This window comes from Serratia ficaria (genome assembly GCF_900187015.1).
GTDB classification, from domain to species: Bacteria; Pseudomonadota; Gammaproteobacteria; order Enterobacterales; family Enterobacteriaceae; genus Serratia; species Serratia ficaria.
The window spans coordinates 4,693,796-4,718,494 of record NZ_LT906479.1 but is presented as its reverse complement, the minus strand read 5'-3'; the positions used below and the strand labels follow the sequence as shown (position 1 = coordinate 4,718,494).

The following is a 24,699-nucleotide window of genomic DNA, read 5'->3' as shown; positions in this document are numbered from 1 at the left end:
CGTGCCTGCCAGGGGATTTTTGCGGGCGATTTTGTGACCGAACGCGCAAAAAACCGGCACAGCCAGGTCGAAACGCATAATTATGACACAAAAAAACCTGAATGAATATCCAGTATACGAATGCAACAAGGTCGATCGAAAGGCCAATTCTGGAATACAATACGCACTAATCAACACGGGTGTGGTTTCGGACTCAGCGTGTTAAACTTACTCGTTTATACTGTGTAAAAATCAATCATCAGGAGAGTGCTCATGGCCAGCAGAGGCGTAAACAAAGTAATTCTGGTCGGGAATCTGGGCCAGGACCCGGAAGTCCGTTACATGCCGAACGGCGGCGCAGTGGCCAACATGACCCTGGCGACCTCCGAAAGCTGGCGTGACAAGGCGACGGGCGAGCAGAAAGAAAAAACCGAGTGGCACCGCGTCGTGCTGTTCGGCAAGCTGGCCGAAGTGGCGGGTGAATATCTGCGTAAAGGTTCTCAGGTGTACATCGAAGGTTCCCTGCAAACCCGCAAATGGACCGATCAGGCCGGCGTAGAAAAATACACCACCGAAGTGGTGGTTAACGTTGGCGGCACCATGCAGATGCTGGGCGGCCGTCAGGGCGGCGGCGCACCTGCGGGCGGCGGCCAGGCTTCCGGCGGCCAGGGCGGTTGGGGCCAGCCTCAGCAGCCGCAGGGCGGCAACCAGTTCAGCGGCGGCCAGCAGGCTCGCCCAGCGCAAAGCAGCGCGCCGGCGGCCAGCAGCAACGAACCGCCAATGGACTTCGACGACGATATTCCGTTCTGAATGACATAAATTTAATATTGTTAAGTAAATTTTGATCTGGTTTATTTAACTGATTGGTTTTAGTAGCGATAAATGAAAAATAGAACCCTTTTAATGTGTAAGCATTTGAAGGGTTTTATTGTTTTATAAGTCCCTGTAACTTTACAAAATCGTATAATTTAAAAAATTGTAAACTTAGAAATCTTTGGCTATTCTTGTTTTGTCAATGAGGGTGGTGCAATGAAAATAGAGCTAGTCACACACAAGACGGGTGAGCAGATACCAATAATGCTTGATGCTTCTGGTATGCCAGTAGTTTTACCTAATGAGTTTATCCTTGCCAGACGATCCCTTAGTACCAATACATTGGTTCGGAATCTGAGAGAGTTGTCAGTGCTTTATCGTTGGTTGGATAAATCAAATTGTGACCTATCTGCGAAATTATTGGCTCAAAACTCATTCAACGAAGCGGAATTAAAAGGTGGTTTAGTCGAAGCGTTAAGAATCGACCAGTCCAATGGACGGATAAGTACAGTAGCGCCTAATACCTTCAATCAACGGTTAACAACTATCCGGCAATTTATCAGTTGGTGCATGGACGTACTGACAAGTCAATTGCCCTTATCTTCCTTAGACTATGAGCGTTTAAGGGAGCGAAAGTCATTTTTGCTTAAAACGCTCGATGGTAGCTTTATGTCTGCTACACCAATGAGAAAGAGTCTTCGAAAGGGCCTAAACGAGGCAGAAGTTGATTTCTTGTTTGCGGTATTGAACCCCGATAATGAGCAGGGTTATGGGCGAGATTCTGCTGTAAAATTTAGAAATTATGTATCTGTTGGGCTGATGCTATTTTGTGGTTTAAGGCCAGGTGAGCTGCTTAGCCTCAGGGTAGAGGATGTCCAGGTTGGTGCGATTTCGGCGATAAAGGTTGAGCGTAGAGCAGCGGACCCACTAGATGTAAGACGACCGAGGCCTCAAATAAAGCGCAATGGTCGAGTTATCCCGATTGAGAATAGGCAGCTTGCATTTGCTTTGAATGAGTACATTATTACTTGGCGTGAAGTACTTGAAAGTAAAAGCCAAGCCGAATCAGACTATTTAATCTTGAGTGATGAGGGTTCGCCTTTGTCGCAATCCTCAATTACACAGTTCTTTCAATTGTTGCGATCGCAATACGTTGACCATCTTCCTGAAAACTTAACGGCTAAATCTCTAAGGCATACATTCTCATCTCTGCTTGAACGGGTGTTGCGTGCATCAGGAATGGATGAGCAGCGCAGAAGAGAAGCCCTAGCCTTGCTTCGTGGCGATAGTAGTTTGGATTCACAAGATACTTACATAGCTCAGGAAGTGGAGGAGCAGGCAATCAAGTCACTGAAGCGGTACCAGGCTGAAATAATGTCAGGGAGGCGGCTATTGTGATCACGAGTTTATCGGGAGTGCAAGCTGTAGAGCGGTCTTGGCCTGAAATAAAGAGCCTAGTTACCCGAGAGGGGAAGAAAATTGATATATCAGGCGATAAATGGTTGCTCCCCATAGTGATTCGCGATCACTCAGTGATCGATTTTGGCAAAGTGTCAGATTTGCAGCTGAGAAATGCTTTGAAGCACTATGTGTCTGATCGACTGAGGCGTATTTCAACATCCGCTGGATACAAAGTATTTCAGGATGTATGGAGGCAAGTTCTTAGGTATTGGGATAAAGATATTCAGTCATCAGCTGTTAAAGTTCATCTTATTGATTTATTTGAAAAATCTATCAATTCCCAGCGTTCCCATCACAAGCTTTGGATGATGTACGAGCCTATTAGGTGGTATATCTGGTGTTCTGACAATATTTCAGGCAGTACATTTTCAGATGCATATGCAGCTGAGCTTGAGGCAATGGTTATCCCCGGTGGACCAAAAGGGGAGGCAGTTAGGATGTCCGATCCCGATATGGGGCCATTACATAAATCATTAGAGCTCCCTCTTTTGATTGCTGCGCTTAAGGAGGACGAGAGTTTAGAGTTTGAGCATCTCCAGCAGAAGGCTGTTATGGCTTTGTCACTGGCTTTCGGTCGAAATCCCGCAAACCTGACATATCTTAGGGAAAGCGATCTCGTTAAGCTTGATCCGTCACGCGAAGACCCCTGTTATATCATTCGGATGCCGCGTATTAAGAAGAGATTTGTTAATCCTCGCGATGACCTGATGGATGAATATTTAGATCCCCATTTCGGAAGAATTCTAGAAAATCTTGTTGAGCAAAATAACTTAGTGCCTCTTAGCTTTAAAGGTAGAGACTTCTCGCTCCCTGAGAATCGACCACTTCTAATTAGAACTGGCGGTAACCGCGTTGCCATGTTTTCTCTAGATGCAGAGAATATTTTCAATATGACGAGCGGTGATATATCTCGTTTAATTACAGCCTTTATAAAACGACATAACATAATTTCCCCGCTTACTGGTGAGCTAATGCATGTTACACCAAGGAGGTTGCGATATACCTTGGCAACAGGCCTAGCGGCAGAGGGAATCAGCAGACGTGAGCTGGCCAGAATATTAGATCATACCGATACCCAGCATGTGGGGGTATATTTCGATGTCGCCGGTAAAGTCGTTGAGCATCTCGACAGCGCAATGGCAAAAGGATTCTCGAAGTACCTCAATTTCTTCAAAGGTAAGTTGGTCGATGGCGATGAGGAAGCTGTTAATGGAGGGCGAGATGACAAACATCTGAAGTTCATAGACGAGCAAAATCCTGCTGATCAATCTGCTATTGGTGTTTGTGGCGAATCCAACGTCTGCCATCTTGATCCACCTTACTCATGTTATTTGTGTCCCAAGTTTCAGCCATATCGTCATGCTAATCATGAGCATGTCTTGGAATGTTTGCTGGCAGGCCGTGAAGAGCGTTTAAAAAAATACGAGAATGCGCGATTGGGTATACAGCTTGATGAGGTAATCGCTGCGGTCGCACAGGTAGCTCAGCTTTGTGAAGAAGGGGGCCGGAATGTCTGATGGTCGCTCGAATCGGAAGGCCAAGGTTATCCCCTTCATTGATCGTCTTGAGCGCGATAGAAAGGCAAATACCCAAGCCTTGGTCGATAAAGCTAAGCTAATGAAGTTGGAAGGGTTTGAGTCGGTTGTTTGGGGTAATCCTGTGTGGCAAGTCAATGCTGGCCGCCTAGTCAAACTTACGGGCAAAAACGCCAAAACAGCGTCGTTTGCTTTTACACTTCCCCCCAAACTCGGCTCTGAACCTCTACGTGCTGACTGGGAGGAGGTTGCCAAAGCATTATTGATTCTTCGATACCACAGAAAACACCAATCAACACCCAATCAGCGTAACTTCGTTACCGCTGTTGGATATATCTCATTTGCAGCTAACCAACTTGGGCAGGATCTAGCCAGACTCACGCCAGAAGCGCTAGACAATGCGTGTGGGTTAATTTCAAAACACTACAGCGACACCACGGCCTACAACCTTCACAAACATGTTGCAGAGTTCGCTGCACACTCTGATGCCAATGGTTTGTGCAGGGTTCTATTGCAGTACAAATATTCCAAGATAGCACGCCCTGCGAGCACAGGAGGACTGAATCATAAGCGGCTGGATGATCCTGAGGTTTTGGAAACAAAATCTGACAAATTTGTTGATCCTGTTGTGTTTCGAGTTATCGGCGAGCTCTATTTGAAAATTCCAAAAGAGCATAAATACAGATTGTATATCCTGATGTTGACTCTGCTTGCTTGCACAGGTCGCCGCTTTAGTGAAATTTCATTGCTTCCACTTCAAGAAATTAAATTGGATGATGAGCAAAATGTCTTCATACAATACTTCCCTAGGAAGGCAAGCCGTGGTGATCTATTTACGCCTATAAGAAATCTCTATTTGCCATCAGAGGTTGTGCCAATCGTTCGAGATGTGCTTGGTGAAGCACTTGAGGCAACAGCTGTGGCGAGAATAACAGCAGAAGAAATGCATCGTACTAAAGGACCTGACCTTCGTTTTCTGTATAAAATTCCAGAGCACAAGAAGCTATACATCGATGACTTGCTAAGTATAGGGGTAAGTCACACTGTGATTGGTTCTACTGGGTGGATCAGGAAGGAAGGGCTTGTTTGGCAGGACTATGGTCGTGTCACCAAGAAAGGAAAAATGCCAAATAACCCAATTTGTTACACAAACAAAGAGGGGGTCAGGGCCTATTGCTTTCGAGATTTTTCTGAAAAATCACTACGACCACTTCATATCGATCAGTTTGGTAAAGAATATTATCTAAAAGATCTTTTATTCATTCGTCCGCTGGGACTTTCTAGTGGGAGCTACGCTCATTGGCTGGCTACAAGCTGTAGCCAGTCCATGTTTACTACCTTTCTTCGCTATTTCCCTGCGCTTGCCGCCGAATACGCATCTAGCAGTATTGAGGTGGATTTTACCAGTCACCATTTCCGTCACACGCTTAATACCCTGCTTGATGAGGGCGGGTTAAGTGATTTGCTGCAAACCGAATGGTTTGGCCGAACCAACCCAAGGGATACCAAAGCCTATCAGCATACATCCCGCGAAAAACGAGCACTGATGCTCCGTGAAGACATCAAAAAAGGCTTGGTTGGAGGCCAGTTAGCTGAGCAAATCAAAGTAGCTCCGGTAGCAGTCCAGGATGCCATTCTGAAAGCGCGAATTCAGGCGGTGCATGATGTTGGTACGGGTATCTGCATTCACAACTTTTCTCAAACACCCTGCGAGCGGCATTTGCAATGTTCGGCGGACTGCAAAGACTACGTGTGGGCTAAGGATGATAAGGGTCGTCTGGACGAGCAGAAGCGCCAGTATGCCCTTACTGCGCTGGCGCGAAAAAATGCTGAAAAGCAGTTGGATAGTGCCAAGCCGAAAAAGAGTGCGGACTGGCTGGCACACAACGATAAAAAACTTAAAACACTGGCTGCCCAACTGGCCGACAACGGGGTTGAGCACTTTGATCCCGAAGAATATCTAAACGAGGTAGAGCATGGTTAAGCGCTTCAGACGAATGTCCGACAGTGATATCAATACAATCGTTGCCGATTTGGATCGCTGGGCACTGGGCGAGCTTGGGTCAAAACTTACCTGGGTGGTGCTAGAAGAGCGCTTTGGCTTTAGTCGCCAGTCGCTCCAGGCTAAATCCGAGATCAAAGCCGCTTATGATAACGCTAAACGAGCACTGTCGGGCGGTTTGGTGAAAACCAAAGAGCAAGCCGCTAAAGAGGCTGAGGTGCTTCAGGTGGAGGTAGATCGCCTCAAGGCTGAGTTGGAGGCCTACAAGCGAAAAGAAGCTCAATGGCTGCGCCGCTGGCAGCAAATCGCCTTCCACGTACGGCAGAAAGGCATACAAATGACTAATGTTGATAAAGCCCCGCTAGAAGGAGCTGAGCTGCCTTCTAATACTGAAACTGCGCAAATCCTCCGGCCGTTTGACAAAGAAATTCCACCTTTAGGGAGAGTTTAATGAAATTTGATCTAAATGAAGCAATCCGTGATGTGTTAGATTTTCTGAAGACACATTGGAAGCCCTCATTAGCGAAGTATATTATTTGGCCGTCAATGACTGTAGGTTTAGCGTCGCTTAGTGTCCCTATATGGATTGATATTGCCAACTGGGTGTTAGTCCACCAGAATTTTTTCCCCGGTTATCAGTTTCCTCTTGCGCAGCCAAATTACCCTCTGGGAGCCTCCCTTATAATTTTAAGTGTTCTTGTTTATTTTCTTGATGTGTGGCTAAAGAAAAATAATGAGCTACCCAATCAATTAACCGAACTCCCATCACAAGTAGCCCATGAAATAACAAAACGTATGAAGAGTGCAGGATTTAATGCTCAGCATCTTCAAGACGAGAAAATAGAAAAACTTTCTCACGAAATTACCTTATTACGTTTTTTTGGATCTTTTCCTAAGGAAGAAAAAGCGACTGCTTTAGCAGAAAGCATTATTGATGGAGAGCTGTCCGGTGGTACCCCTCAAGCAAAAGCTAGGGCACTAGCGCTACTGGCAAGGTACGTGTGCATGGGGGAAAGAGTTGAGCAGGCGAAAAGCTGGTTATCAAGTTCTAAAAAACTGTGCCAAACGGAGGAGGCGGTAATAGCACAGGCCTTTTTTGATGCTATTGGATCGAACAATGTAGATGCGGCGTCTGGTTTGCTTAAGACAAGTAGCCCATCCAATTATGCCGCCTTCTTCATGATTACAAAAACAGTGGAGGGAAACGAAGCTGCTTTTGACTGGCTTGACGGTTCAGGTTTAAGTGTTCAGGACTTAGATAACGATGGAAAAGTCGTTTTAGTTTCTGCATTGCTGTCAGAACATCGATGGGAAAAGGCATTAGGTTTTGTGCAGGCGATAGGCGATGAGTCCTTGTCTATGTCTCCAGCGCTGGCTCAGATTTCTGCATTCACATTTTTGGTAAATGCAATTAAGGCCACTGAACTTCGCAAAATCGTAATGAATTCTGTTCCATTAGCGGCAGAGCGATTTCCGCTGGCAGATGATTCTGACTCTATAGTGCTTAGAAATCGCGCTGTTGATCTGTTTAAAGTTTGTTCTGAACTGGCGAGGCGTCTTGGTGCTGAAGATGTCGCGAATATGGCGGATAACTATGGGCTGTGGTTAGAGCTTAGAAACAGTGAAACACATGAGCAGGCAAAGGCTCAACTTCAGAGCTACTTCGTTAGTTACACTCAAAAAACTCTTGAGTATTTGCCACTGGCATTCGCGTTTGGAATTGATATTGATTTTGAGTCCATTGAAAAGGAAGTAAATAGGCAAACGGCACTAAGCTATTATAATGATCCAATTCTTGGTTTAGCCAGGTTTGTATTGGCACAAACAAAAAAACCAGTCTCGGCAGTAGTGGAGTATATCGTTCGCCACAGAGTTCAAATGGAGAGAGCGGTTAATCCCATTGCCATTAGCATGTTTGAAATAGAGGCATTGGCGCGTTCAGGATTGGTTGATGATGCAGAACTGCTCCTAAAAAAGATAGAGGGATCTGGTGCGCCTGATGCTGAAGTAAGGAATCTGCAAAATATTATTGAGTCGGCCAAGGGGGAAGATCCAGTTGCATTAGCTATAAGCCAATATCAACAAAGTAAAGCTACCAATGATCTTTCTCATTTGGTTAATTTACTGGAAAGAGAAAACGTTGGGGATAGATACTACTCATATTGTAAGGAGCTCTTTGATCGCACTGGCCAGGAATCTGATGCTATCAGAGTCTGTAATGCCGCCTCTTCGCTTGGGAAATTTTCTGAGCTTCATCAATTTCTGTCAGATAGGATGGATCTCGTCAAGATAAGTGAGGGGTTGCAGGCTCACTGGGCTTGGTCTTTATTTAGAAAAGGCGACCTAAGCGGCGCTCAACAACAGATTGCGTTGTTGAGGCAATCTAAATCACAACTGACTGATCTTAAAGCACTTGAAATCAATTTGGCCATATTCGGTGGTAACTGGGAATCTCTTAGCGTTTTTGTAGAGGATAGTTGGAATAGCCGGGAGGAATTGAAGGTTGATGATCTTTTGCATGCTGCCCAGTTGGCGAAGGCGGTTTTACCCGGTCGGGCAAGGCAAATAGTAGAGTACTGTACTGGAAAAAACACTGAAGACCCTAAGGTGTTAGCGGCATCATACCTTACGGCGACCATGATGGGCTGGGAGAACAATCAAGAAGCATCCGCATGGCTCAATAAGGCGATGGCTCTTTCCAATGATAATGGCCCATTGCATAGGGCTTCATTTGACGACTTAAAAGAGATGATGTCCGAGGCTAGGGAGAGAAATGAAAGAGTTTATAAGGCCTATTATGATGGTGATTCGCCCATTTTTACAGTGGCGGAGATATTAAACAGGACTATGTCTGACTTTTACCTAGTCCAGCCTCAGGAAAACAAAAGCGCGAAAGATATACGTCGGAAAAATTTGGTCCCAATATTTTCTGGGACAAGACCTGTGCAGATTATTGTTGGTAAGACGATTGCCATCGATGCCTCCAGTGCCATGGTTATGGAAAATATAGGGGTGCTACATTATTTATTAGATTGCTTCGAGAGCATTGTTATCCCTCACTCGTTCATGCGCTGGTTGTTTGAAGAAAAGCAAAAAGTTGCTTTTCACCAACCGAGCCAGATCGAAAAGGCAAAATATTTTGAGCGAATGGTATCTAACGGCAGAATTTCCGTTTTTCATCCTAAAACGATCAACAATCCGGGGTTGGTCCTGGATGTAGGTGATGAACTTGCTTATATGCTTGAGGAGGCACACGCTAGTCCTAAAAATGAGTTGCAGGCACTGGTGGTGTGCTCCAACCCTGTGTATAAGGTAGGTGGCTCCTTCAGGGAGGTGGAAGCAGACCTTTCTTCATTTCACCACAGTCTGATTTCATGTACGCAATTAATTAAAAAACTCGAAAGTCTGGCTGTAATAACGGAAGCTCAGTGTGTTAAAGCCTTAAACTACCTGCGCCAACACGAGAAAGAGTGGCCTACAGATATTGAAGTAGCAAGTGGTGCAAGATTGTATCTTGATTCACTGTCAATTACCTATTTGATGACAGTTGAAATGCTCGACAAGCTCAGTGATGCCGGATTCGACTTGTATGTATTTAAGGGGGAGCGTGATAGGTATAGATCGTTGGTAAACTACGATTCAATCATCGAACAGGCAGATTCGAAAATAGAAAATATAAGGAAAATATTATCTAATGGGCTCATGTCTGGGAAAGTACTCCTTGCTGAAATGCCGCTAAATCGAGAGCAAGTAGCTTCGTCTAAGAATAATTATGCTAGGCCAACAGAGGAACTTTTTGAGGCACTTAAAATATGCGATACAGCCTTGATCGATGATCGATTTATGAACAAGTATCAAAATATTACATTTGATGGAAGAACCGCACCTATTTATACATCATTAGATTTTATTGAGACTCTACACCATAAAGGGATTATTTCTCAAGAACAGAAGCTTGATGCCAGAACATCACTTCGGGAATTTGGGTTTGAGTTTGTAGGCATTTCTGCTGAAGAGCTTGAATATCATCTAAATCACTCGGTCATTTCAAATGGCGAGTTTAAACCAACTAAACAGCTAAGACTGATAAGAGAAAATCTGCTTTTGATCAGGATTAGTGGTCTGGTTCAGCTCCCGCGAGATGCGCAGTGGCTACACGAAACAATGAAAATGATTGCAGAAACCATAATGGCTCAGTGGTCGGCTGATATCCCACTTGAACTGAGCCGTGCGAGATCCTGCTGGCTTTATGAGCTGATGGGCTATCGGGAGTGGGCTCAGGCCCACCAAATAAGGGGCGATGGAGGGATGGCCTATATGGGTGAGGTTTTAAAGGTGAATTCCATGTTGATCGCACCGGAGTCTTTATCTAATGAGCAAAAGGAAGGCTACAAAGCATGGTTAGATGAGTTTGTTCTGGGGCCGCTGAGGGATATCGACCCCTGGAGTTTTAAAAAAGTGATTGACTCTATGAAGCAACAGGTTAAAAGCATTTCTAAGCAATCAATGTTGGAGGAAGAGCTGAATGGCTAACTATGATTCGATGCGAGCTTATATGGCCTCCCATATTATCAATTTATTCCCCAGCTTGGTCAGGACGGAATTATTATCTGATTCTACGTTGTCGGAAGAGATCGGTCTTGCGACTGATGCCACCGTTAGTTTTGGTTATAAAGATATAGCCTTTTCCAGAAGCGCTCTCTTTAAGGCTATCCGCAGTGCTTTTAAAAATACCGAGGAAGAATTTTATTTGGAGGATGTTAATGGCAACTCTTGGTCTCTACGCCATCATCCAGGTGAACGTCCTGCATTTTCTTTAAGCAGGGGAGGCGAGCGATTACTTAATCACAGTTTTTGGCCGCTTTGTAATGATGCGGACAAGAGGTTTAGCCTATTTGAAACAGAAGCGAAAGATAGGTCGCTTTCGAAAGATGAGTTGGAACGTTGGGGGGCTGTGCTTTCGGTGCCAACGATCAGTGATGATGACGTATCAGATTTATTACTTGATTTGGAGCGGTCACCAAGTCACATTGAGGCCTTATTGAGGCAGGAGTTTCAAGGGTCGCTAAATAAAATTTCTACCCTAGTTCCCGATAATATTCGCTATTACGAAAGGCTTGTGGGGAAATATTGCGGGAGTAAAAATATTTATGAGTACTGTAAGGTCGAGCTAAAACAGTATTTTGACAACCGAATAGAAAATAAAGTGGGCGTTAATGATCTCTTGATCTGCTTCCATAAGTCTATATCAGTAATTGTTTCCAATGGTCTTGTTGATGAGGCTCAGTATCATGCAATAGCAAACCAAGCAATCGAAACCTGTCATCCGATACTTTTAATATCATGCCTTGAAGTAGGCATACTGAAATTCAAGGATTCATCAGCCGAAATTATTAAAAAGCTGTTTGAAAGCATATCTTCTGAAAAAACGTTAGATAATCTTCGGATATTTTGCTCAATGGCAGTTTTTGTTGATGGAGAACTGGCGCGATTGCAGATATTCAAGGGGAAACCACCATTCTACAGGCGCCTTGCTGCATTTTCCCAGTCAGCGTTAATTGTCAAGGTGGGGCTGGACGAGGGCGTTGCTTTTGACAAAGTAGAGCAGTGGGCTACTCAACAAAGGGGGCTTTACTTTTTCTGTCAAAGTGTTATCGATCTGATAGAAGAGCCAAGATGGCTGCCAATGTACTTAACCGCAGGACAGTTCATTAATGAGTTGTATGGACGGGTAAATAACGTATGCCAAGAGGCCAATCAGTGTGACGTTGTTGAGTACCTAAAAAAGGAGCTTATACCTGGTTTGCGATTAAATATGCACTCATTCTTACCTGGGCCATTGGAGGGTAACTCTACGCCAGCAGTTGTACCGGATGAAATCTCGAATTTGCTTGCTAAGCATATTAACAGCGAGGCTTCATTCGAGTCCTTCAGGGTTTTGATGAATTCAACACCCTTCTGGAAAATTGATGATGAATATTTGGAGCGTGTAGTTTTACTTCTCGAAAGCGCACAGCACAAATTAGCAGCAGTTAATGACAAGGATTCTGTCTACCAGGTGTTAAACGGGCTGGCTCAGGTTGCCTGTATGACCAGAAGTAAAAAACTTGCTGCATCGGTGACGATCTTAAGTCGGCTGTATAGGGACTATATTGATGTGAATTCTGAGCCCGAAAACTATCTGGCAATAGGTCTCGTGGCAGGAGCGGCCTTTGAGGATAAAGAGGGCTGGGCGGAATATATAGGGCAATGGTGTACGGAGTTGGCATATCTTCCAATCGGCGAGGACACTATTGAGAGAATAGAAGTGATGCTTGAAAGGCTTTGTATCCTGGAGCCCTATTTATACTACACCTGCTCAAAAGCCCTCGATATCTTGAGGATGCTGAGTAGAAAATAATAATTGGTTTCAGCAGATTAATTTTGAATGTGGCTTTGAGAGTGAGCTGCGGATAGCCGAGTTACGCACGACATGCGTAATTACGCATAAGGCAGGTAATTGCGCGTAATTTGGGGTAACTCTATTCCAAACCTTAGTATGAGACGGGAGCTGTGCCGGTAATATTTCAAAGTATGCAAAAGTATTCATTTGAAAACTACTAAATTGTATGGCAGCTAATTCGCTGCCATGTTGCTCACAAATAATAAGGTTTGACATAGAGTTGATGGCAAGAGCGGAACATGGATTTTATTTCGCCTAGATCTTGCTAAATGTTGTCCAATGTTTGGTGGAAACAACCTGCCTTCCAATACCCTCCTTTTTGATTTTGGGCGTTGGAAGCCGCCTGAGTTGGTCAGGTGCTGTCGCTAAAAGTGTCAAGATTTTATCTTTACGCTTGGCGACTAATATTCCCACAGTACCTGCCCAGAAAGTTGACAATATTTGTCTTAGCTTAACGGTTTTGTTTATACTTATGGTAAAAAACAATATTTTCAATAGATTGAATGATTTGTTTTCTATTTTATGCGAACTGCCGTTCTAAGGTTCGCCTGGAAAATATCGCGAAGACCCCGCTCAGGCGGGGTTTTTTTATGCCGGTTTGCGAGCCGCCCAGGCATGGATCAGCAACGACTGGAAGAAGCGCTGCGGCGCAGAGAAACCGGCCTCGGCGATCAGCCGCTCGGTGTGCGCCGGCGGCAACAGCAGCAAGCGCTGCTGCAGCTGGGTCCTGAGCTCGTCCGCCGTGCGCGGAGTTTGGCCGGCGAGAGCCTGCATGGCGGCCCAGCTGGCCAGGTGCTGGTCGAAATCCGCCGCCGCCATATCGCCGGCGATTTCGGCGACCACCATGCGGCCTGCGGGTTTTAACCGCGCCGCCGTCTGGCGATACAGGCCGCCGCGTTCGCCATCAAGAATAAAGTGGGTTACCAGCAGGCACAGCGCGGCGTCGTAATCGGCCGTGCCCGGCAGATCCTGCAGATAGCCCGCCGCCAACGCGCAGCGATCGCCAATCCCCGCCCGTCGCAGCTTACTGGCGCACACCTGCAGCATATCGGCGGAGGGATCGACGCCGGTGAAACGCCAGCCCGGGTACAGCCCGGCCAAATGGACGATCTCGGTGCCGGTTCCCACGCCGATGCACAGGATGTGCGCATCGGCGGGCAAATCCTTCAGCAGCAGCGCAATCAAAAAGTGAAGATTGTCGCTAATCGCACTGAAGCGCGCGTTGCCGGCGTCATACTGGCGGGAAAACTCGCCGTTGAAAATGTCATTGGTGTTCTGGTTCATGTGCGCCTCGTCGCGACTCATGCGGGTTCAACATCTGCTGCGCCTCGTGCTTCATCACATGAGTGCGAACGGCCGCCTGAAACGCTTTAAACAGCAGGCCGTTAATGAAGGTGGTGACGGTGAGCACGATAAAGGCGGTCATCACCCAGTCGACCGGGCCGATGCCGCTGTGCAGCAACGCGGGGCGGTAAACCAGCATCCCGGCTATCACCACCCAGTGGCTCATGCAGTAAAAGCATTTGAACAGATGGCCCAGCAGGGCGTTTTTGCGCGCCGCCCAGGCCCGCAGCGCCGCGAAGAGTTCGGTTTGGGTCAGCGTCATGGAAATGCTGGCCGACGCCAGCGCGATCATCAGGCATACCGAGAGATCTGAAGCCAGTGCGGATGTCATCGTTTATTCCTTATATAAGTCATGGTGCATGCGTTTTCAGCGCGCAAGACAGCGCCGGTTCTCTCATGTAACTTATAAAAGCACGTGATATTCGCCGTTGTCAATCTCTTGTATCATTGTAAGATACGTGATTATACCTGGAAGAAGGAAGGGGAATGCGTCAGGACAACAAGCTTTCGCGCATGCTGCACGTATTGCTGCATATGGCGCGCCACGAGGGGGTCTATACCTCGGAACAGATCGCCGCGATGCTGGGCACCAACAGCGCCGTAGTCAGGCGCACCCTGGCCGGCCTGCGCGACGCCGGTTTCGTTACGTCGGAGAAAGGCCACCACGGCGGCTGGCGCATCGCCGGCGATCTGCGGAATATCAGCCTGCTGGATATCTATCGCGCGGTGGGCGTTAAGCAGCTGTTCGCCATCGGCGACGGGGAGGAGCACCCGGAGTGCGCGGTCGAGGCGGCGGTGAATCAGGCGCTGGGCAACGTGCTGGATGAGGCCGAACGGGCGCTGCTGGCGCGCTTTGCCGACATCAGCCTGGCAGACCTGAAGGATAGGTTCGATCGCCACTTCCCGGCAGGGCCGGATGCCGATACGGCGGCCTGCCTCGACGGCGCCAACGCGTAATCCGCCGCTAAAAAAGCCCCTTGCGGGGCTGTTTGCACTGCAGACCGGTCACGCCGAGAAGCCGCCGTCGATGCTCAGGCTGGCGCCGGTGATGTAGCCCGCCTGCGGTCCCGCCAGGTAGGCGACGAAGCTGGCGATTTCCTCGTCTTTGCCGTAGCGGCCGATGGCCATCAGCTGTTTCAGCTGTTCGGCAAAATCGCCTTCGTCCGGGTTCATCTCGGTATCCACCGGGCCGGGCTGCACGTTGTTGACGGTGATGCCGCGCGGGCCGAGATCGCGCGCCATGCCCTTGGTCAGGCCGACCAGCGCCGACTTGCTCATCGCATACACCGCCGCGCCGCCAAAGGGCACGCGCTCGGCGTTGGTGCTGCCGATGTGGATGATGCGGCCGCCGTCGTTCATATGGCGCGCCGCTTCCTGGCTGGCGACGAACACGCTGCGCACGTTAACCGCCAGCATGCGGTCCAGATCCGCCAGCGCCAGTTCCTCGGTGCCGCCCAGCGTGAACACCCCGGCGTTATTCACCAGAATATCCAGCTTGCCGACGCTGTTTACCGCCTGACGCACCGCCTGTTGTAGCGCCGCCGCATCGGCGCTGTCGGCCTTGATGGCGAGCGCTTTACCGCCGGCGGCGGTGATTTCGCTCGCCAGCGCGTTGGCCCGATCGGCAGAGGCGGCGTAGGTAAAGGCGACGGCGGCGCCTTCGCGCGCCAGCCGTTTGACGATGGCGGCGCCGATGCCGCGTGAGCCGCCCTGAACGAATGCGACTTTGCCCTGCAGAGGAAGCGTTGCTGACATGATGTTTCTCCAGAGTGGATGAGGTTAAAAAATCTACCGAACCAGTATCGGAGAAACGGCCGCAGGCCACTAGCCGTAAAGAGCTATAATCAGCTTAAACCAAAGGTTTTAAATCAGGGGAAGAAAACATGCTGGGTCATCTGGAATGCTTCGTCAGCAGCGCGGAAAACGGCAGCTTCTCCGCCGCCGGCCGCAAGCTGGGCATCAGCCCGGCGGCGGTGGGCAAGAATGTCACCAAGCTGGAGACGCTGGTTGGCGTGCGGCTGTTTCAACGCAACACCCGTAAGCTGATCCTCACCGAGGCCGGCGAGCGCTTTTTGCAGGAGGTGAGCGGGGGATTGCAGACCATCCAGTGCGCGCTGAAAGGGCTGAGCAGCGGCGGCGGCGTGGCGGCCGGCACGCTGAAGATCAGCATGGGCACCGCTTTCGGCCTGCATTTCGTGTTGCCGATGCTGCCGGATTTTTTGGCGCGCTACCCGGCGATCGTCCCCGACTGGCATTTCGACAATCGCCAGGTGGATCTGATTGGCGATCATTTCGACGCGGCAATAGGCGGCGGCATCGAGCTGGCGCAGGGCATGATCGCGCGCGAACTGGCGCCGGCCCACGGGGTGCTGGTGGCTTCGGCGCAGTATCTGCGCAACCGACCGCCGCTGCAGCAGCCGGAACAGCTGGCGGAGCATGCGGGCATTTTCATCCGTTCGCCGCAAACCGGCCGCGTGCGCAACCTGCCGCTGCGCAACGCGCAAAACGAACAGCGGGCGCCGGCGATGGCGATGAAGATGACGGTGAACGAGCCGGACGCGGCGGCGCGGGCGGCGGAAATGGGGCTGGGCATCGCGCTGATCGGCATGCCGAACGCGCTGCCTTACCTGGAGAGCGGCCGATTGGTGCGGGTGTTGCCGGGCTGGTATGTCGATCGCGGCAGCGTATACCTCTATTTCCCCACCACCAAATTCCTGCCGACCAAAACCCGGGCGTTTGTCGATTACATCACCGAACAGTTTCGCCTGCAGCGGCTGGCGACGCGTTTCGACGCCCGCTGAAACGAGAAAAGCCCCTGGCGGGGCTTCTTTCTTCCGTCAACTGGCTGGTTGACGATCAGTTGAAGATTTCTGCGGTGCCGTACAGTTTGTTCTGGCCGCCGGCGGCGACGATGCGGTAGGCGTTGGCGCCGGAAGCGGCGGCCTTGCCGGCCAGTTCATTTTCCAGCGCGCTCAGGTTGGCGGCGCCGCTAACGGAGATCACGCCGATTTTCTGGGCGCCGGCGGCAGGCAGGCTGGCTGGGGTGTCCGCGGCGACGCTGGCGAAAGACGCGGTGGTCAGCAGCAGGGCGGTAGCAAAAATTTTGATGTTTTTCATGATTCGTTCCTCAGGGTATTTATTCGGTGAGAGTCCGTTGTCTCTCGATGTATTAAATGATAGTTGCCGATGCCTAAAGAAAAAATCGGAGAGTTTTGAGTATATCGATCAAATAAATTGACTGATATTTGTGCGGCTGGCGTGGTGCAAAAATCGCCGCTACCCTTTAAACAACACCCCCTGCAGGAGGAAGCCTGATGTCAATCAACGCGTTTATCGGCAGCTGGTCGCTGGTGTCTTCCGTGTTTAAAGGCGAAGACGGCAGGATAAATTACCCCTTGGGCGAGCAGGTGCTGGGCCGCATCAACTACGAGGCCAACGGCACCATGGCGGCGCAGCTGTATAGCGCCACCCGGCCGCGCTTCGCCGCCGACGATTTGGCGCTGGGCAGCGAACGGGAAATCCACGCCGCCTTTATCAATATGATTTGTTATTTTGGCCGCTATCAGGTGGACGAGAGCGACCAGCGGGTGGTGCATCAGGTCGAGGGCAGCTCGTTCCCCAACTGGATCGGCAGCCGACAGGTGCGCTTCTACAGTTTCATCGGCGATCGGCTTATGCTGCGCACCGTGCCGCTGCAAATCGGCAACGGCGTGCAGGTTGGCGAGCTGGTGTGGCAACGGCTAGGGACCTCTTCATGATCATCGTTCATCATCTGAATAACTCGCGTTCGCAGCGCATCCTGTGGTTTTTGGAAGAGCTGGGGGTGCCTTACCAGGTACAGCGCTATCAGCGCGATCCGCAAACCATGCTGGCGCCGCTGGCGCTGAAAAACATCCATCCGCTGGGCAAATCGCCGGTGATCGTCGACGGCGATCTGACGCTGGCGGAGTCCGGCGCCATCATCGAGTACCTGCAGGAAGCCTATGATGCGCAGGGGCTGTTCATCCCCACCGACTACCACGCTCGTCAGCAATACCGCTACTGGCTGCACTACGCCGAAGGTTCGCTGATGCCGCTGCTGGTGATGAAGCTGGTGTTCAGCCGGCTGGGCCAGCCGCCGATCCCCTGGCTGCTGCGGCCGGTGGCCGGCGCGATCGGCAAGGGCGTGCAGCGCGAGTACCTCGACAAGCAGATTGCGCCGCATTGCGAATACCTCGAGCAGCACCTGAATAAAGGCACCTGGTTTGTCGGCAACGAATTCAGCGCGGCGGATATTCAGATGAGCTTTCCGCTGGAGGCGATGGCGGCGCGCGGCGCGCTGGACGATTGCCCGAAGCTGCGCGGCTACCTGCAGCGCATTCATGCCCGTCCCGCTTACCAGCGGGCGCTGGAGCAGGGCGGTCCGTACGCGCTGCTGAGCTAGCGCGATGGGCTATACTCGATGAGGTCACCCTTCATTGGAGGTAGCCCATGGCTACGCAAATTTTTGTGAACCTGCCGGTTGGCGATCTGCCCGCGTCCATGGCATTTTTTAGCCGGCTGGGCTTCGGCTTTAACGCGCAGTTTACCGACGACACCGCCGCTTGCATGGTGGTCAGCGACAGCATTTACGTGATGCTGCTAACCCACGACAAGTTCAAAATGTTCACGCCGAACCCGATCGGCGACGCCAGAAAGGCCACCGAGGTATTGGTCTGCCTGTCGCAGCCCAGCAGAGCGGCGGTGGACGAGCTGGTGCGCAAGGCGATCGCCGCCGGCGGCAACACCTACAACCAGCCGCAGGATTACGGTTTCATGTATGGCCACGGCTTCCAGGATCCGGACGGTCACATCTGGGAGCTGATGTATATGGATGAAAACGCCCCGCAGGCGCAGTAACCCGGCCGCCCCCGGCCGCGGGGGCGTTCCCATCGGATTTACCTATGTGACAAACCCCGCTTTTTCGATAATGATTGATCCCGGCGCCTTTCTGCATACTTTGCCGCGATCTTTAGTTGATTCGACGGTAGAGAAGGCCGGATAATCGTTTGCCTTGAATAAACCACCATAAATCACCCGCATCACGCGCTGCGAGTTAAACGTTTGCCTTTTTGCGCGCCGCCGGTTGGCCGCGCCGCTGAAGGGCAGGGAAGCGAACGTGACGGAAACGATTCCGTGGCGACCAGGCGCGGGCGGGATTACAGGCCTGTTGCAACGGGCCGATAATGAAACACAGGGGACAGCAACATATGTCGAATTCTCAAGCGAATAACGCCGTAAAACCAAAAGGCGGGCTTGATGGCTACTTTAATATTTCCGCGCGCGGCAGCACCGTGCGTCAGGAGGTGGTGGCGGGGCTGACCACCTTCCTGGCGATGGTTTACTCGGTGATCGTGGTGCCGAGCATGCTGGGCAAGGCGGGGTTCCCGCCGGCGGCGGTGTTCGTCTCCACCTGCCTGGTGGCCGGGTTGGGGTCGCTGCTGATGGGGCTGTGGGCCAACCTGCCGATGGCCATCGGCTGCGCTATCTCACTGACCGCCTTCACCGCCTTCAGCCTGGTGCTGGGCCAGCACATCAGCATTCCGGTGGCGCTGGGCGCGGTATTCCTGATGGGCGTGCTGTTCACCGTCATTTCGGTCACCGGCATCCGCGCCTGGATCCTGCGTAACCTGCCGATGGGCGTGGCGCACGGCACCGGCATCGGCATCGGCCTGTTCCTGCTGTTGATCGCCGCCAACGGCGTCGGCCTGGTGGTGAAGAACCCGCTGGACGGCCTGCCGGTGGCGCTGGGCGCCTTTACCTCCTTCCCGGTGGTGATGACGCTGCTCGGGCTGGCGGTGATTTTCGGCCTGGAGAAGCTGCGGGTGCCGGGCGGCATCCTGTTGGTGATCATCGCCATTTCGGTGATTGGCCTGATCTTCGATCCGGCGGTGAAATACCAGGGGCTGTTCGCCATGCCAAGCCTGGCGGACGCCAACGGCAACTCGTTGATTTTCAGCCTGGACATCATGGGCGCGCTGCAGCCGGTGGTCTTGCCGAGCGTGCTGGCGCTGGTGATGACCGCGGTCTTTGACGCCACCGGCACCATCCGCGCGGTGGCCGGCCAGGCCAACCTGCTGGATAAAGACGGCCAGATCATCAACGGCGGCAAGGCGCTGACCTCAGACTCCCTGAGCAGCGTCTTTTCCGGCCTGGTGGGCGCCGCGCCCGCCGCGGTGTACATCGAATCCGCCGCCGGCACCGCCGCGGGCGGCAAGACCGGCCTGACCGCCACCGTGGTCGGCCTGCTGTTCCTGTTGATCCTGTTCCTGTCGCCGCTGGCCTACCTGGTGCCGGTCTACGCTACCGCGCCGGCGCTGATGTACGTCGGCCTGCTGATGCTGAGCAACGTCACCAAGCTGGACTTCAACGACTTCGTCGACGCCATGGCCGGCCTGCTGTGCGCGGTGTTTATCGTGCTGACCTGCAACATCGTCACCGGCATCATGCTGGGCTTCAGCTCGCTGGTTATCGGCCGCATCTTCTCCGGCGAATGGCGCAAGCTGAATATCGGCACCGTGCTGATCGCACTGGCTCTGGTGGCGTTTTACGCCGGCGGCTGGGCCATCTAATCGCGCGTTCTCTTCCCCTGCCCGCGCGGGCGGGGGAAGCTCGCCCCGCCGTTCCCCTTCGGATAAGTCTCCTTCTGTTCTGCGTGGCGTTTTGAAAGGCACAACAAGCTTTAACCGCCGTAAAAAAAGTGATCTACTATTCGGTGCATACTCAGAGATGCAGTCTGAACCCGAGAGTCTAAGGAAAGCATGGAAATCTTTTTTACAATCCTCATTTTGATCCTGGTGGTCTCCCTGTCCGGGGTGGTGACACGCATGTTGCCGTTCCAGGTGCCGCTGCCGTTAATGCAAATCGCCATCGGGGCGCTGTTGGCCTGGCCGCATTTCGGGCTGCACGTCGACTTTGATCCCGAACTGTTCCTGGTGCTGTTCATACCGCCGCTGCTGTTCGCCGACGGCTGGAAAACGCCGACGCGCGAGTTTTTGCACCATGGGCGAGAAATTCTCGGCCTGGCGCTGGTGCTGGTGTTGATCACCGTCGTCGGCGTCGGCTACCTGATTTACGCCATGGTGCCGGGCATTCCGCTGGTGGCGGCCTTTGCGCTGGCGGCGGTGCTGTCGCCGACCGACGCCGTGGCGCTGTCCGGCATCGTAGGCAAAGGGCGCATTCCCAAGCAGATCATGGGCGTGCTCGAGGGCGAGGCGCTGATGAACGACGCGTCCGGCCTGGTGTCGTTGAAGTTCGCCATCGCGGTGGCGATGGGCACCATGGTGTTCACCGTCGGCGGCGCCACCCTCGAATTCCTCAAGGTGGCGATCGGCGGCCTGTTGGCCGGCGTGGCGGTTACCTGGCTCTACAGTAAATCGCTGCGGGTGATGAGCCGCTGGAGCGGTGACGACCCGGCCACCCAGATTGTCTTCCTGCTGCTGCTGCCGTTCGCCTCGTATCTGATCGCCGAACATATCGGCGTCTCGGGCATCCTGGCGGCGGTGGCCGCGGGCATGACCATCAGCCAGTCCGGCGTGATCCGCAACGCGCCGCTGGCGATGCGCCTGCGCGCCAACAGCGTCTGGGCGATGCTGGAGTTTGTGTTCAACGGCATGGTGTTCATCATGTTGGGGCTGCAGCTGCCGGGCATTCTGGAGACGTCAATCCTGCAGGCCGAGCTGGACCCGACCATCCAGACCTGGTACCTGTTCGCCGACGTGGCGACCATCTACGCCGCGTTGCTGGTGCTGCGTTTCACCTGGCTGTGGCTGATGAAAAACGCCAGCAAGCGCTTTATGAAAAAGCGTCCGCTGCAGTTTGGCGATTACAGCACCCGCGAACTGTGGGTCGCCTCTTTCGCCGGGGTGCGCGGGGCGATTACCCTGGCCGGCGTGCTGTCGATACCGCTGCTGCTGAGCGACGGCAGCGCCTTCCCGGCGCGTTATCAGCTGGTGTTTATCGCCGCCGGGGTGATACTGCTGTCGCTGATCGTCGGCGTGCTGGCGCTGCCGCTGTTGCTGCGCGGGGTACAGGTGGCGGACAAGAGCGCCAGCAAGAGCGAAGAGCGCATGGCGATCGCCATGGCCGCCGAAGTGGCGATCGAGAGCGTGAACAAGATGGAAGAGCGCCTGGCCGCCGACACCGAGGAAAACCTCGATCCGCAGGTGCTGAAAGAGATCAGTTCCCGGGTGGTGGGCACGCTGCGGCGGCGCATCACCTCCAAGGACGATATCGAGAATGCGCTGGCGCTGGAAAACCTCGAGCGGCGTTTCCGCCTGACGGCGCTGCGCGCCGAACGCGGCGAGCTGTATCACCTGCGCGCCACGCAGAAAATCAGCAACGAGACGCTGCAGAAGCTGCTGCACGATCTCGACCTGCTGGAAGCGTTGCTGATAGAACGCGAAGGGTAATGAAACACGGGGCCGCAGACGCGGCCCCGATTATTTCACCGGCGGCCAGTAGTCGCGGCAGCAGGCGATCCAGGCCTGTGCGCTGTGCGAAAGGTAGCTGCCCTGGCGCCAGATCAGCCCGACCTTCCACTCCATGCGCGGCTCCAGCGGCAGCCAAATCAGGCTTTCCTTGTCCAGCCACTGGCACACCGGCTCCGGCAGGGTGGCGATGCCGACCCCGGCCTGCACCATCGAGGCGAGAAAATCCCACTGCCCGCTGCGCACCGCGATCTGCGGTTCAAAACCGGCCTGGCGAAAAGCCTTCATCAGCATTTTGTACAGCGCGAAATCCTCGTTGTAAATCAGGATCGGCCAGTGGGCCAGCTCGGCGATATCGATGCCGGTGCGGTTGAGCCAGTGCGGCGTGCGCGGCGCCACCACGCACATCGGGTGCCCCAGCAGCGGCAGAAAGGTCAGCGGCTGATCCGAATCGACGGGCAGCACGGTCATCGCCAAATCCAGCTCGCCGGACATCACCGCCTGCTCGACCGACAGCCCGCCCAGCTCGGAAATTTTCAGTTCGATGCCGGGGTAGGTCTGGCGGAAGCGGCGGATCAGATCGGCTATCTGGCGGCCGACCATCGGCGGAATGCCCAGCCGCAGCACGCCTTTTTTCACCGAGCTGATGTCTTCCAGCTCGGCCTCCAGCTGGCGGAACTCGTCGAGGATCGCCAGCCCGCGCTGGTACACCGCCTGACCGCTGTCGGTCAGGTGCAGCTTGCGTCCTTCGCGGATCAGCAGCGTGCATTCCAGCTCTTCCTCCAGATGGCGCAGCATCTTGCTGATGGTCGGCTGGGTGACGAACAGTTTCTCCGCCGCGCGGGTAAAGCTTTGCTGGCGCACCACTTCGACGAAGTAGCGCAGGGTGCGAACGTCCACGTTGGGGTTCTCCTCAGGGCGATACCGGCGGGAAACTATTCCCTGACGGCATGATGCCGATAATTTTAATTCATTTCAGGCAGGGTTACCCGGCTGCGTATACTGTAAGCCGTAAATTATTTGCTCGAGGTTATCTTCCATGTCACTGGCGTTACGCCGTGTCGCGCCATCCCTGCTGACCCGCCTGCAGGTGCCGATCCAGGTTGCTTTGTATGCGGTGCTGTTCCTGATTGCCGACCGTCTGGTTCAACAATTTCACCTGCCGCTGCCCGCCAATATTGTCGGCATGCTGATGCTGCTGGCGCTGATCCTGTTGCGCATTCTGCCGCTGAACTGGGTCAAGGCCGGTTCGCGCTGGCTGCTGGCCGAAATGCTGTTGTTTTTCGTGCCGGCGGTGGTGGCGGTGGTCAACTATGCCCAGCTGCTGATGGTCGAGGGCTGGAAGATTTTTCTGGTGATTGGGATCAGTACCACGCTGACGCTGGGCGCCACCGGACTGGTGGTGGATCGGGTCTACCGGCTGGAAGTGTGGCTGCAGCGGCGGAAACAGCGCCATGAATGACTTTATCCTCAGCCTGGCCTGTTTCCTGGCGACGCTGGCGCTGTACTTCGCCAACAAGCGGCTCTATCGCCGCCGCCGCACCCTGCTGCTGATGCCGCTGGTGCTGACGCCGATGATCCTGGTGCTGCTGCTGGTGGTGACCCACATCTCCTATCGGGACTACATCGGCGAAACCCATTGGCTGCTGTGGCTATTGGGGCCGGCGACCATCGCTTTTGCGGTGCCGGTATACGAAAACCTGCATATTATTCGCCGCCACTGGCTGTCGCTGACCGCCGGCGTCGTGACGGCGGTGCTGGTGGCGGTGCACAGCTCGGTGTGGCTGGCGCGGCTGCTGACGCTGCCGGAAGAGGTGCAGCGCAGCCTGGCGGTGCGTTCGATCACCACGCCCTTTGCGCTGGAGGCCGCCAAACAGATGGGCGGACAGCCGGATCTGGTGGCGCTGTTCGTGGTGATCACCGGGGTGTTCGGCATGGCGGTGGGGGATATGCTGTTCCTGCGGCTGGCGGTGCGCAGCCGTCTGGCGAAGGGGGCCGGGTTGGGGGCCTCGTCCCACGGCGCCGGTACCGCGAAGGCCTATGAGCTCGGGCAGCAGGAAGGGGTGGTTTCCAGCCTGGTGATGATGCTGGCGGGGATCATCACGGTGATCGCCGCGCCGCTGATTGGCCAATGGATGTGGTAACGCCGGGCGCGGTTGCATGAAATTTCGCCAATGGGAACGGTGCCGACCGCCGTTGGCGAGAAAAAGCGAAAAAACTTTTCAGCACGATTTTGTCCATCATTAGAACAAAATGCGATAGATAAAACGGCGTTAAACTCTTCTGCGCATTTCTCGTCCAGTCGCGCTTATTTAAATATAAATAATTACCGCGCTAATCATAAAGCGCAACTTATTGATATAAAGAAATTCTCATCGTTAAATTTTCTGCACATTAACTGTGGTAAATAATATCAAATAGTATAAATCCGAATGCAATGATTATATTGTCATGGATAATGCGCCGGAAAGTCATCTCCAGGTAATATCGGGGAAACAAAACGGTCATTTATTGCTCGCAGCACCTTTCGCCAAAAAAAATATCCTCTCCTATACTTCATTCCTCAGGAAAACGAGGCAGGCAGGGGGTTCTCAAGATTAGCTATTACGTCATTTCTTAGTTGGGGGGCGACCCAACTTTCTCATGTTTTTTATTCTGACTTAACCTGTCGGGCGG

General features: G+C 52.7%; 21 protein-coding genes. 16 read left to right on the top strand and 5 right to left on the bottom strand.

Annotation, left to right across the window (positions count from 1 at the left end; translation table 11 throughout):
- Positions 1-252 precede the first annotated feature (252 nt).
- The 7 genes from ssb1 (at position 253) to CKW09_RS22030 (ending at position 12,190) form a co-directional block, all read left to right on the top strand.
- The gene (gene ssb1, locus CKW09_RS22060) at positions 253-789 is read left to right on the top strand and encodes a single-stranded DNA-binding protein SSB1 (RefSeq protein WP_061799165.1); all 537 of its coding nucleotides are present in this window, start codon (positions 253-255) and stop codon (positions 787-789) included.
- Positions 790-1,008: 219 nt separating this feature from the next.
- A complete protein-coding gene (locus CKW09_RS22055) occupies positions 1,009-2,190 on the top strand; it encodes a tyrosine-type recombinase/integrase (protein WP_095095228.1) in 1,182 nt (393 codons plus the stop codon).
- On the top strand, positions 2,187-3,770 hold the full coding sequence (locus CKW09_RS22050; RefSeq protein ID WP_095095231.1) for a site-specific integrase: 1,584 nt from the start codon (positions 2,187-2,189) through the stop codon (positions 3,768-3,770). The genes CKW09_RS22055 and CKW09_RS22050 overlap by 4 nt, the downstream gene beginning before the upstream one ends.
- A complete protein-coding gene (locus tag CKW09_RS22045; protein ID WP_095095234.1) occupies positions 3,763-5,772 on the top strand; it encodes an integrase in 2,010 nt (669 codons plus the stop codon). Before CKW09_RS22050 ends, CKW09_RS22045 begins: the two co-directional genes overlap by 8 nt.
- Positions 5,765-6,241, top strand: a complete 477-nt coding sequence (locus CKW09_RS22040) for a protein kinase (RefSeq protein WP_095095237.1) — start codon at positions 5,765-5,767, stop codon at positions 6,239-6,241. Before CKW09_RS22045 ends, CKW09_RS22040 begins: the two co-directional genes overlap by 8 nt.
- Positions 6,241-10,323: an HTH domain-containing protein gene (locus CKW09_RS22035; protein WP_095095240.1), complete on the top strand. Its 4,083-nt coding sequence runs from the start codon at positions 6,241-6,243 to the stop codon at positions 10,321-10,323. Before CKW09_RS22040 ends, CKW09_RS22035 begins: the two co-directional genes overlap by 1 nt.
- A complete protein-coding gene (locus CKW09_RS22030; protein ID WP_095095243.1) occupies positions 10,316-12,190 on the top strand; it encodes a hypothetical protein in 1,875 nt (624 codons plus the stop codon). The genes CKW09_RS22035 and CKW09_RS22030 overlap by 8 nt, the downstream gene beginning before the upstream one ends.
- Positions 12,191-12,820: 630 nt before the next feature.
- Here CKW09_RS22030 and CKW09_RS22025 read toward each other — a convergent pair.
- On the bottom strand, positions 12,821-13,516 hold the full coding sequence (locus tag CKW09_RS22025) for a class I SAM-dependent methyltransferase (RefSeq protein WP_095099486.1): 696 nt from the start codon (positions 13,514-13,516) through the stop codon (positions 12,821-12,823).
- Positions 13,497-13,907 (bottom strand): DUF1360 domain-containing protein, encoded by a 411-nt coding sequence (locus CKW09_RS22020; RefSeq protein ID WP_181907829.1) that lies wholly within the window; start codon positions 13,905-13,907, stop codon positions 13,497-13,499. The genes CKW09_RS22025 and CKW09_RS22020 overlap by 20 nt, the downstream gene beginning before the upstream one ends.
- Before the next feature lie 155 nt (positions 13,908-14,062).
- Between CKW09_RS22020 and CKW09_RS22015 the strand changes: the two genes are divergently transcribed.
- Positions 14,063-14,533, top strand: coding sequence for an Rrf2 family transcriptional regulator (locus CKW09_RS22015; RefSeq protein ID WP_095099484.1), 471 nt, complete (start codon positions 14,063-14,065; stop codon positions 14,531-14,533).
- Positions 14,534-14,581: 48 nt separating this feature from the next.
- Here the strand turns inward: CKW09_RS22015 and CKW09_RS22010 are convergent, their stop codons facing one another.
- Positions 14,582-15,331 (bottom strand): 3-oxoacyl-ACP reductase family protein, encoded by a 750-nt coding sequence (locus CKW09_RS22010; RefSeq protein ID WP_095099482.1) that lies wholly within the window; start codon positions 15,329-15,331, stop codon positions 14,582-14,584.
- A 128-nt stretch (positions 15,332-15,459) separates the two neighbouring features.
- Here CKW09_RS22010 and CKW09_RS22005 point away from each other — a divergent pair, with 128 nt between their 5' ends.
- Entirely contained in the window at positions 15,460-16,377 is a 918-nt protein-coding gene (locus CKW09_RS22005) for a LysR family transcriptional regulator (protein ID WP_095099479.1), read from the top strand.
- Positions 16,378-16,432: 55 nt separating this feature from the next.
- On the opposite strand, the gene bhsA is transcribed toward CKW09_RS22005, so the two are convergent.
- The gene (gene bhsA / locus CKW09_RS22000) at positions 16,433-16,693 is read right to left on the bottom strand and encodes a multiple stress resistance protein BhsA (RefSeq protein ID WP_095099477.1); all 261 of its coding nucleotides are present in this window, start codon (positions 16,691-16,693) and stop codon (positions 16,433-16,435) included.
- A gap of 197 nt (positions 16,694-16,890) precedes the next feature.
- Here bhsA and CKW09_RS21995 point away from each other — a divergent pair, with 197 nt between their 5' ends.
- The 5 genes from CKW09_RS21995 (at position 16,891) to CKW09_RS21975 (ending at position 22,005) form a co-directional block, all read left to right on the top strand.
- Positions 16,891-17,334, top strand: coding sequence for a lipocalin-like domain-containing protein (locus tag CKW09_RS21995; protein ID WP_061799157.1), 444 nt, complete (start codon positions 16,891-16,893; stop codon positions 17,332-17,334).
- Positions 17,331-17,999, top strand: a complete 669-nt coding sequence (locus tag CKW09_RS21990; protein ID WP_095099474.1) for a glutathione S-transferase family protein — start codon at positions 17,331-17,333, stop codon at positions 17,997-17,999. Before CKW09_RS21995 ends, CKW09_RS21990 begins: the two co-directional genes overlap by 4 nt.
- A 47-nt stretch (positions 18,000-18,046) precedes the next feature.
- Complete coding sequence (locus CKW09_RS21985; RefSeq protein ID WP_061799155.1) at positions 18,047-18,454, top strand: VOC family protein; 408 nt, start codon at positions 18,047-18,049, stop codon at positions 18,452-18,454.
- 350 nt (positions 18,455-18,804) lie between these two features.
- Complete coding sequence (locus CKW09_RS21980; protein WP_095099471.1) at positions 18,805-20,166, top strand: NCS2 family permease; 1,362 nt, start codon at positions 18,805-18,807, stop codon at positions 20,164-20,166.
- Positions 20,167-20,355: 189 nt separating this feature from the next.
- Positions 20,356-22,005, top strand: coding sequence for a Na+/H+ antiporter (locus tag CKW09_RS21975; protein ID WP_061799152.1), 1,650 nt, complete (start codon positions 20,356-20,358; stop codon positions 22,003-22,005).
- A 30-nt stretch (positions 22,006-22,035) separates the two neighbouring features.
- Here the strand turns inward: CKW09_RS21975 and CKW09_RS21970 are convergent, their stop codons facing one another.
- Entirely contained in the window at positions 22,036-22,923 is an 888-nt protein-coding gene (locus CKW09_RS21970) for a LysR family transcriptional regulator (RefSeq protein WP_095099469.1), read from the bottom strand.
- Between the two features lie 139 nt (positions 22,924-23,062).
- Between CKW09_RS21970 and CKW09_RS21965 the strand changes: the two genes are divergently transcribed.
- Both CKW09_RS21965 and CKW09_RS21960 read left to right on the top strand, forming a co-directional pair.
- On the top strand, positions 23,063-23,485 hold the full coding sequence (locus CKW09_RS21965; RefSeq protein WP_095099466.1) for a CidA/LrgA family protein: 423 nt from the start codon (positions 23,063-23,065) through the stop codon (positions 23,483-23,485).
- Positions 23,478-24,167, top strand: a complete 690-nt coding sequence (locus CKW09_RS21960; RefSeq protein WP_095099461.1) for an LrgB family protein — start codon at positions 23,478-23,480, stop codon at positions 24,165-24,167. Before CKW09_RS21965 ends, CKW09_RS21960 begins: the two co-directional genes overlap by 8 nt.
- Positions 24,168-24,699 lie beyond the last annotated feature (532 nt).

Bases quoted from the DNA above. Each gene is read 5' to 3' on its own strand.
- ssb1 (WP_061799165.1), top strand. From the start codon at position 253: ATGGCCAGCAGAGGCGTAAACAAAGTAATTCTGGTCGGGAATCTGGGC.
- CKW09_RS22055 (WP_095095228.1), top strand. From the start codon at position 1,009: ATGAAAATAGAGCTAGTCACACACAAGACGGGTGAGCAGATACCAATA.
- CKW09_RS22045 (WP_095095234.1), top strand. From the start codon at position 3,763: ATGTCTGATGGTCGCTCGAATCGGAAGGCCAAGGTTATCCCCTTCATT.
- CKW09_RS22040 (WP_095095237.1), top strand. From the start codon at position 5,765: ATGGTTAAGCGCTTCAGACGAATGTCCGACAGTGATATCAATACAATC.
- CKW09_RS22035 (WP_095095240.1), top strand. From the start codon at position 6,241: ATGAAATTTGATCTAAATGAAGCAATCCGTGATGTGTTAGATTTTCTG.
- CKW09_RS22030 (WP_095095243.1), top strand. From the start codon at position 10,316: ATGGCTAACTATGATTCGATGCGAGCTTATATGGCCTCCCATATTATC.
- CKW09_RS22025 (WP_095099486.1), bottom strand. From the start codon at position 13,516: ATGAACCAGAACACCAATGACATTTTCAACGGCGAGTTTTCCCGCCAG.
- CKW09_RS22020 (WP_181907829.1), bottom strand. From the start codon at position 13,907: ATGACATCCGCACTGGCTTCAGATCTCTCGGTATGCCTGATGATCGCG.
- CKW09_RS22015 (WP_095099484.1), top strand. From the start codon at position 14,063: ATGCGTCAGGACAACAAGCTTTCGCGCATGCTGCACGTATTGCTGCAT.
- CKW09_RS22010 (WP_095099482.1), bottom strand. From the start codon at position 15,331: ATGTCAGCAACGCTTCCTCTGCAGGGCAAAGTCGCATTCGTTCAGGGC.
- CKW09_RS22005 (WP_095099479.1), top strand. From the start codon at position 15,460: ATGCTGGGTCATCTGGAATGCTTCGTCAGCAGCGCGGAAAACGGCAGC.
- bhsA (WP_095099477.1), bottom strand. From the start codon at position 16,693: ATGAAAAACATCAAAATTTTTGCTACCGCCCTGCTGCTGACCACCGCG.
- CKW09_RS21995 (WP_061799157.1), top strand. From the start codon at position 16,891: ATGTCAATCAACGCGTTTATCGGCAGCTGGTCGCTGGTGTCTTCCGTG.
- CKW09_RS21990 (WP_095099474.1), top strand. From the start codon at position 17,331: ATGATCATCGTTCATCATCTGAATAACTCGCGTTCGCAGCGCATCCTG.
- CKW09_RS21985 (WP_061799155.1), top strand. From the start codon at position 18,047: ATGGCTACGCAAATTTTTGTGAACCTGCCGGTTGGCGATCTGCCCGCG.
- CKW09_RS21980 (WP_095099471.1), top strand. From the start codon at position 18,805: ATGTCGAATTCTCAAGCGAATAACGCCGTAAAACCAAAAGGCGGGCTT.
- CKW09_RS21975 (WP_061799152.1), top strand. From the start codon at position 20,356: ATGGAAATCTTTTTTACAATCCTCATTTTGATCCTGGTGGTCTCCCTG.
- CKW09_RS21965 (WP_095099466.1), top strand. From the start codon at position 23,063: ATGTCACTGGCGTTACGCCGTGTCGCGCCATCCCTGCTGACCCGCCTG.
- CKW09_RS21960 (WP_095099461.1), top strand. From the start codon at position 23,478: ATGAATGACTTTATCCTCAGCCTGGCCTGTTTCCTGGCGACGCTGGCG.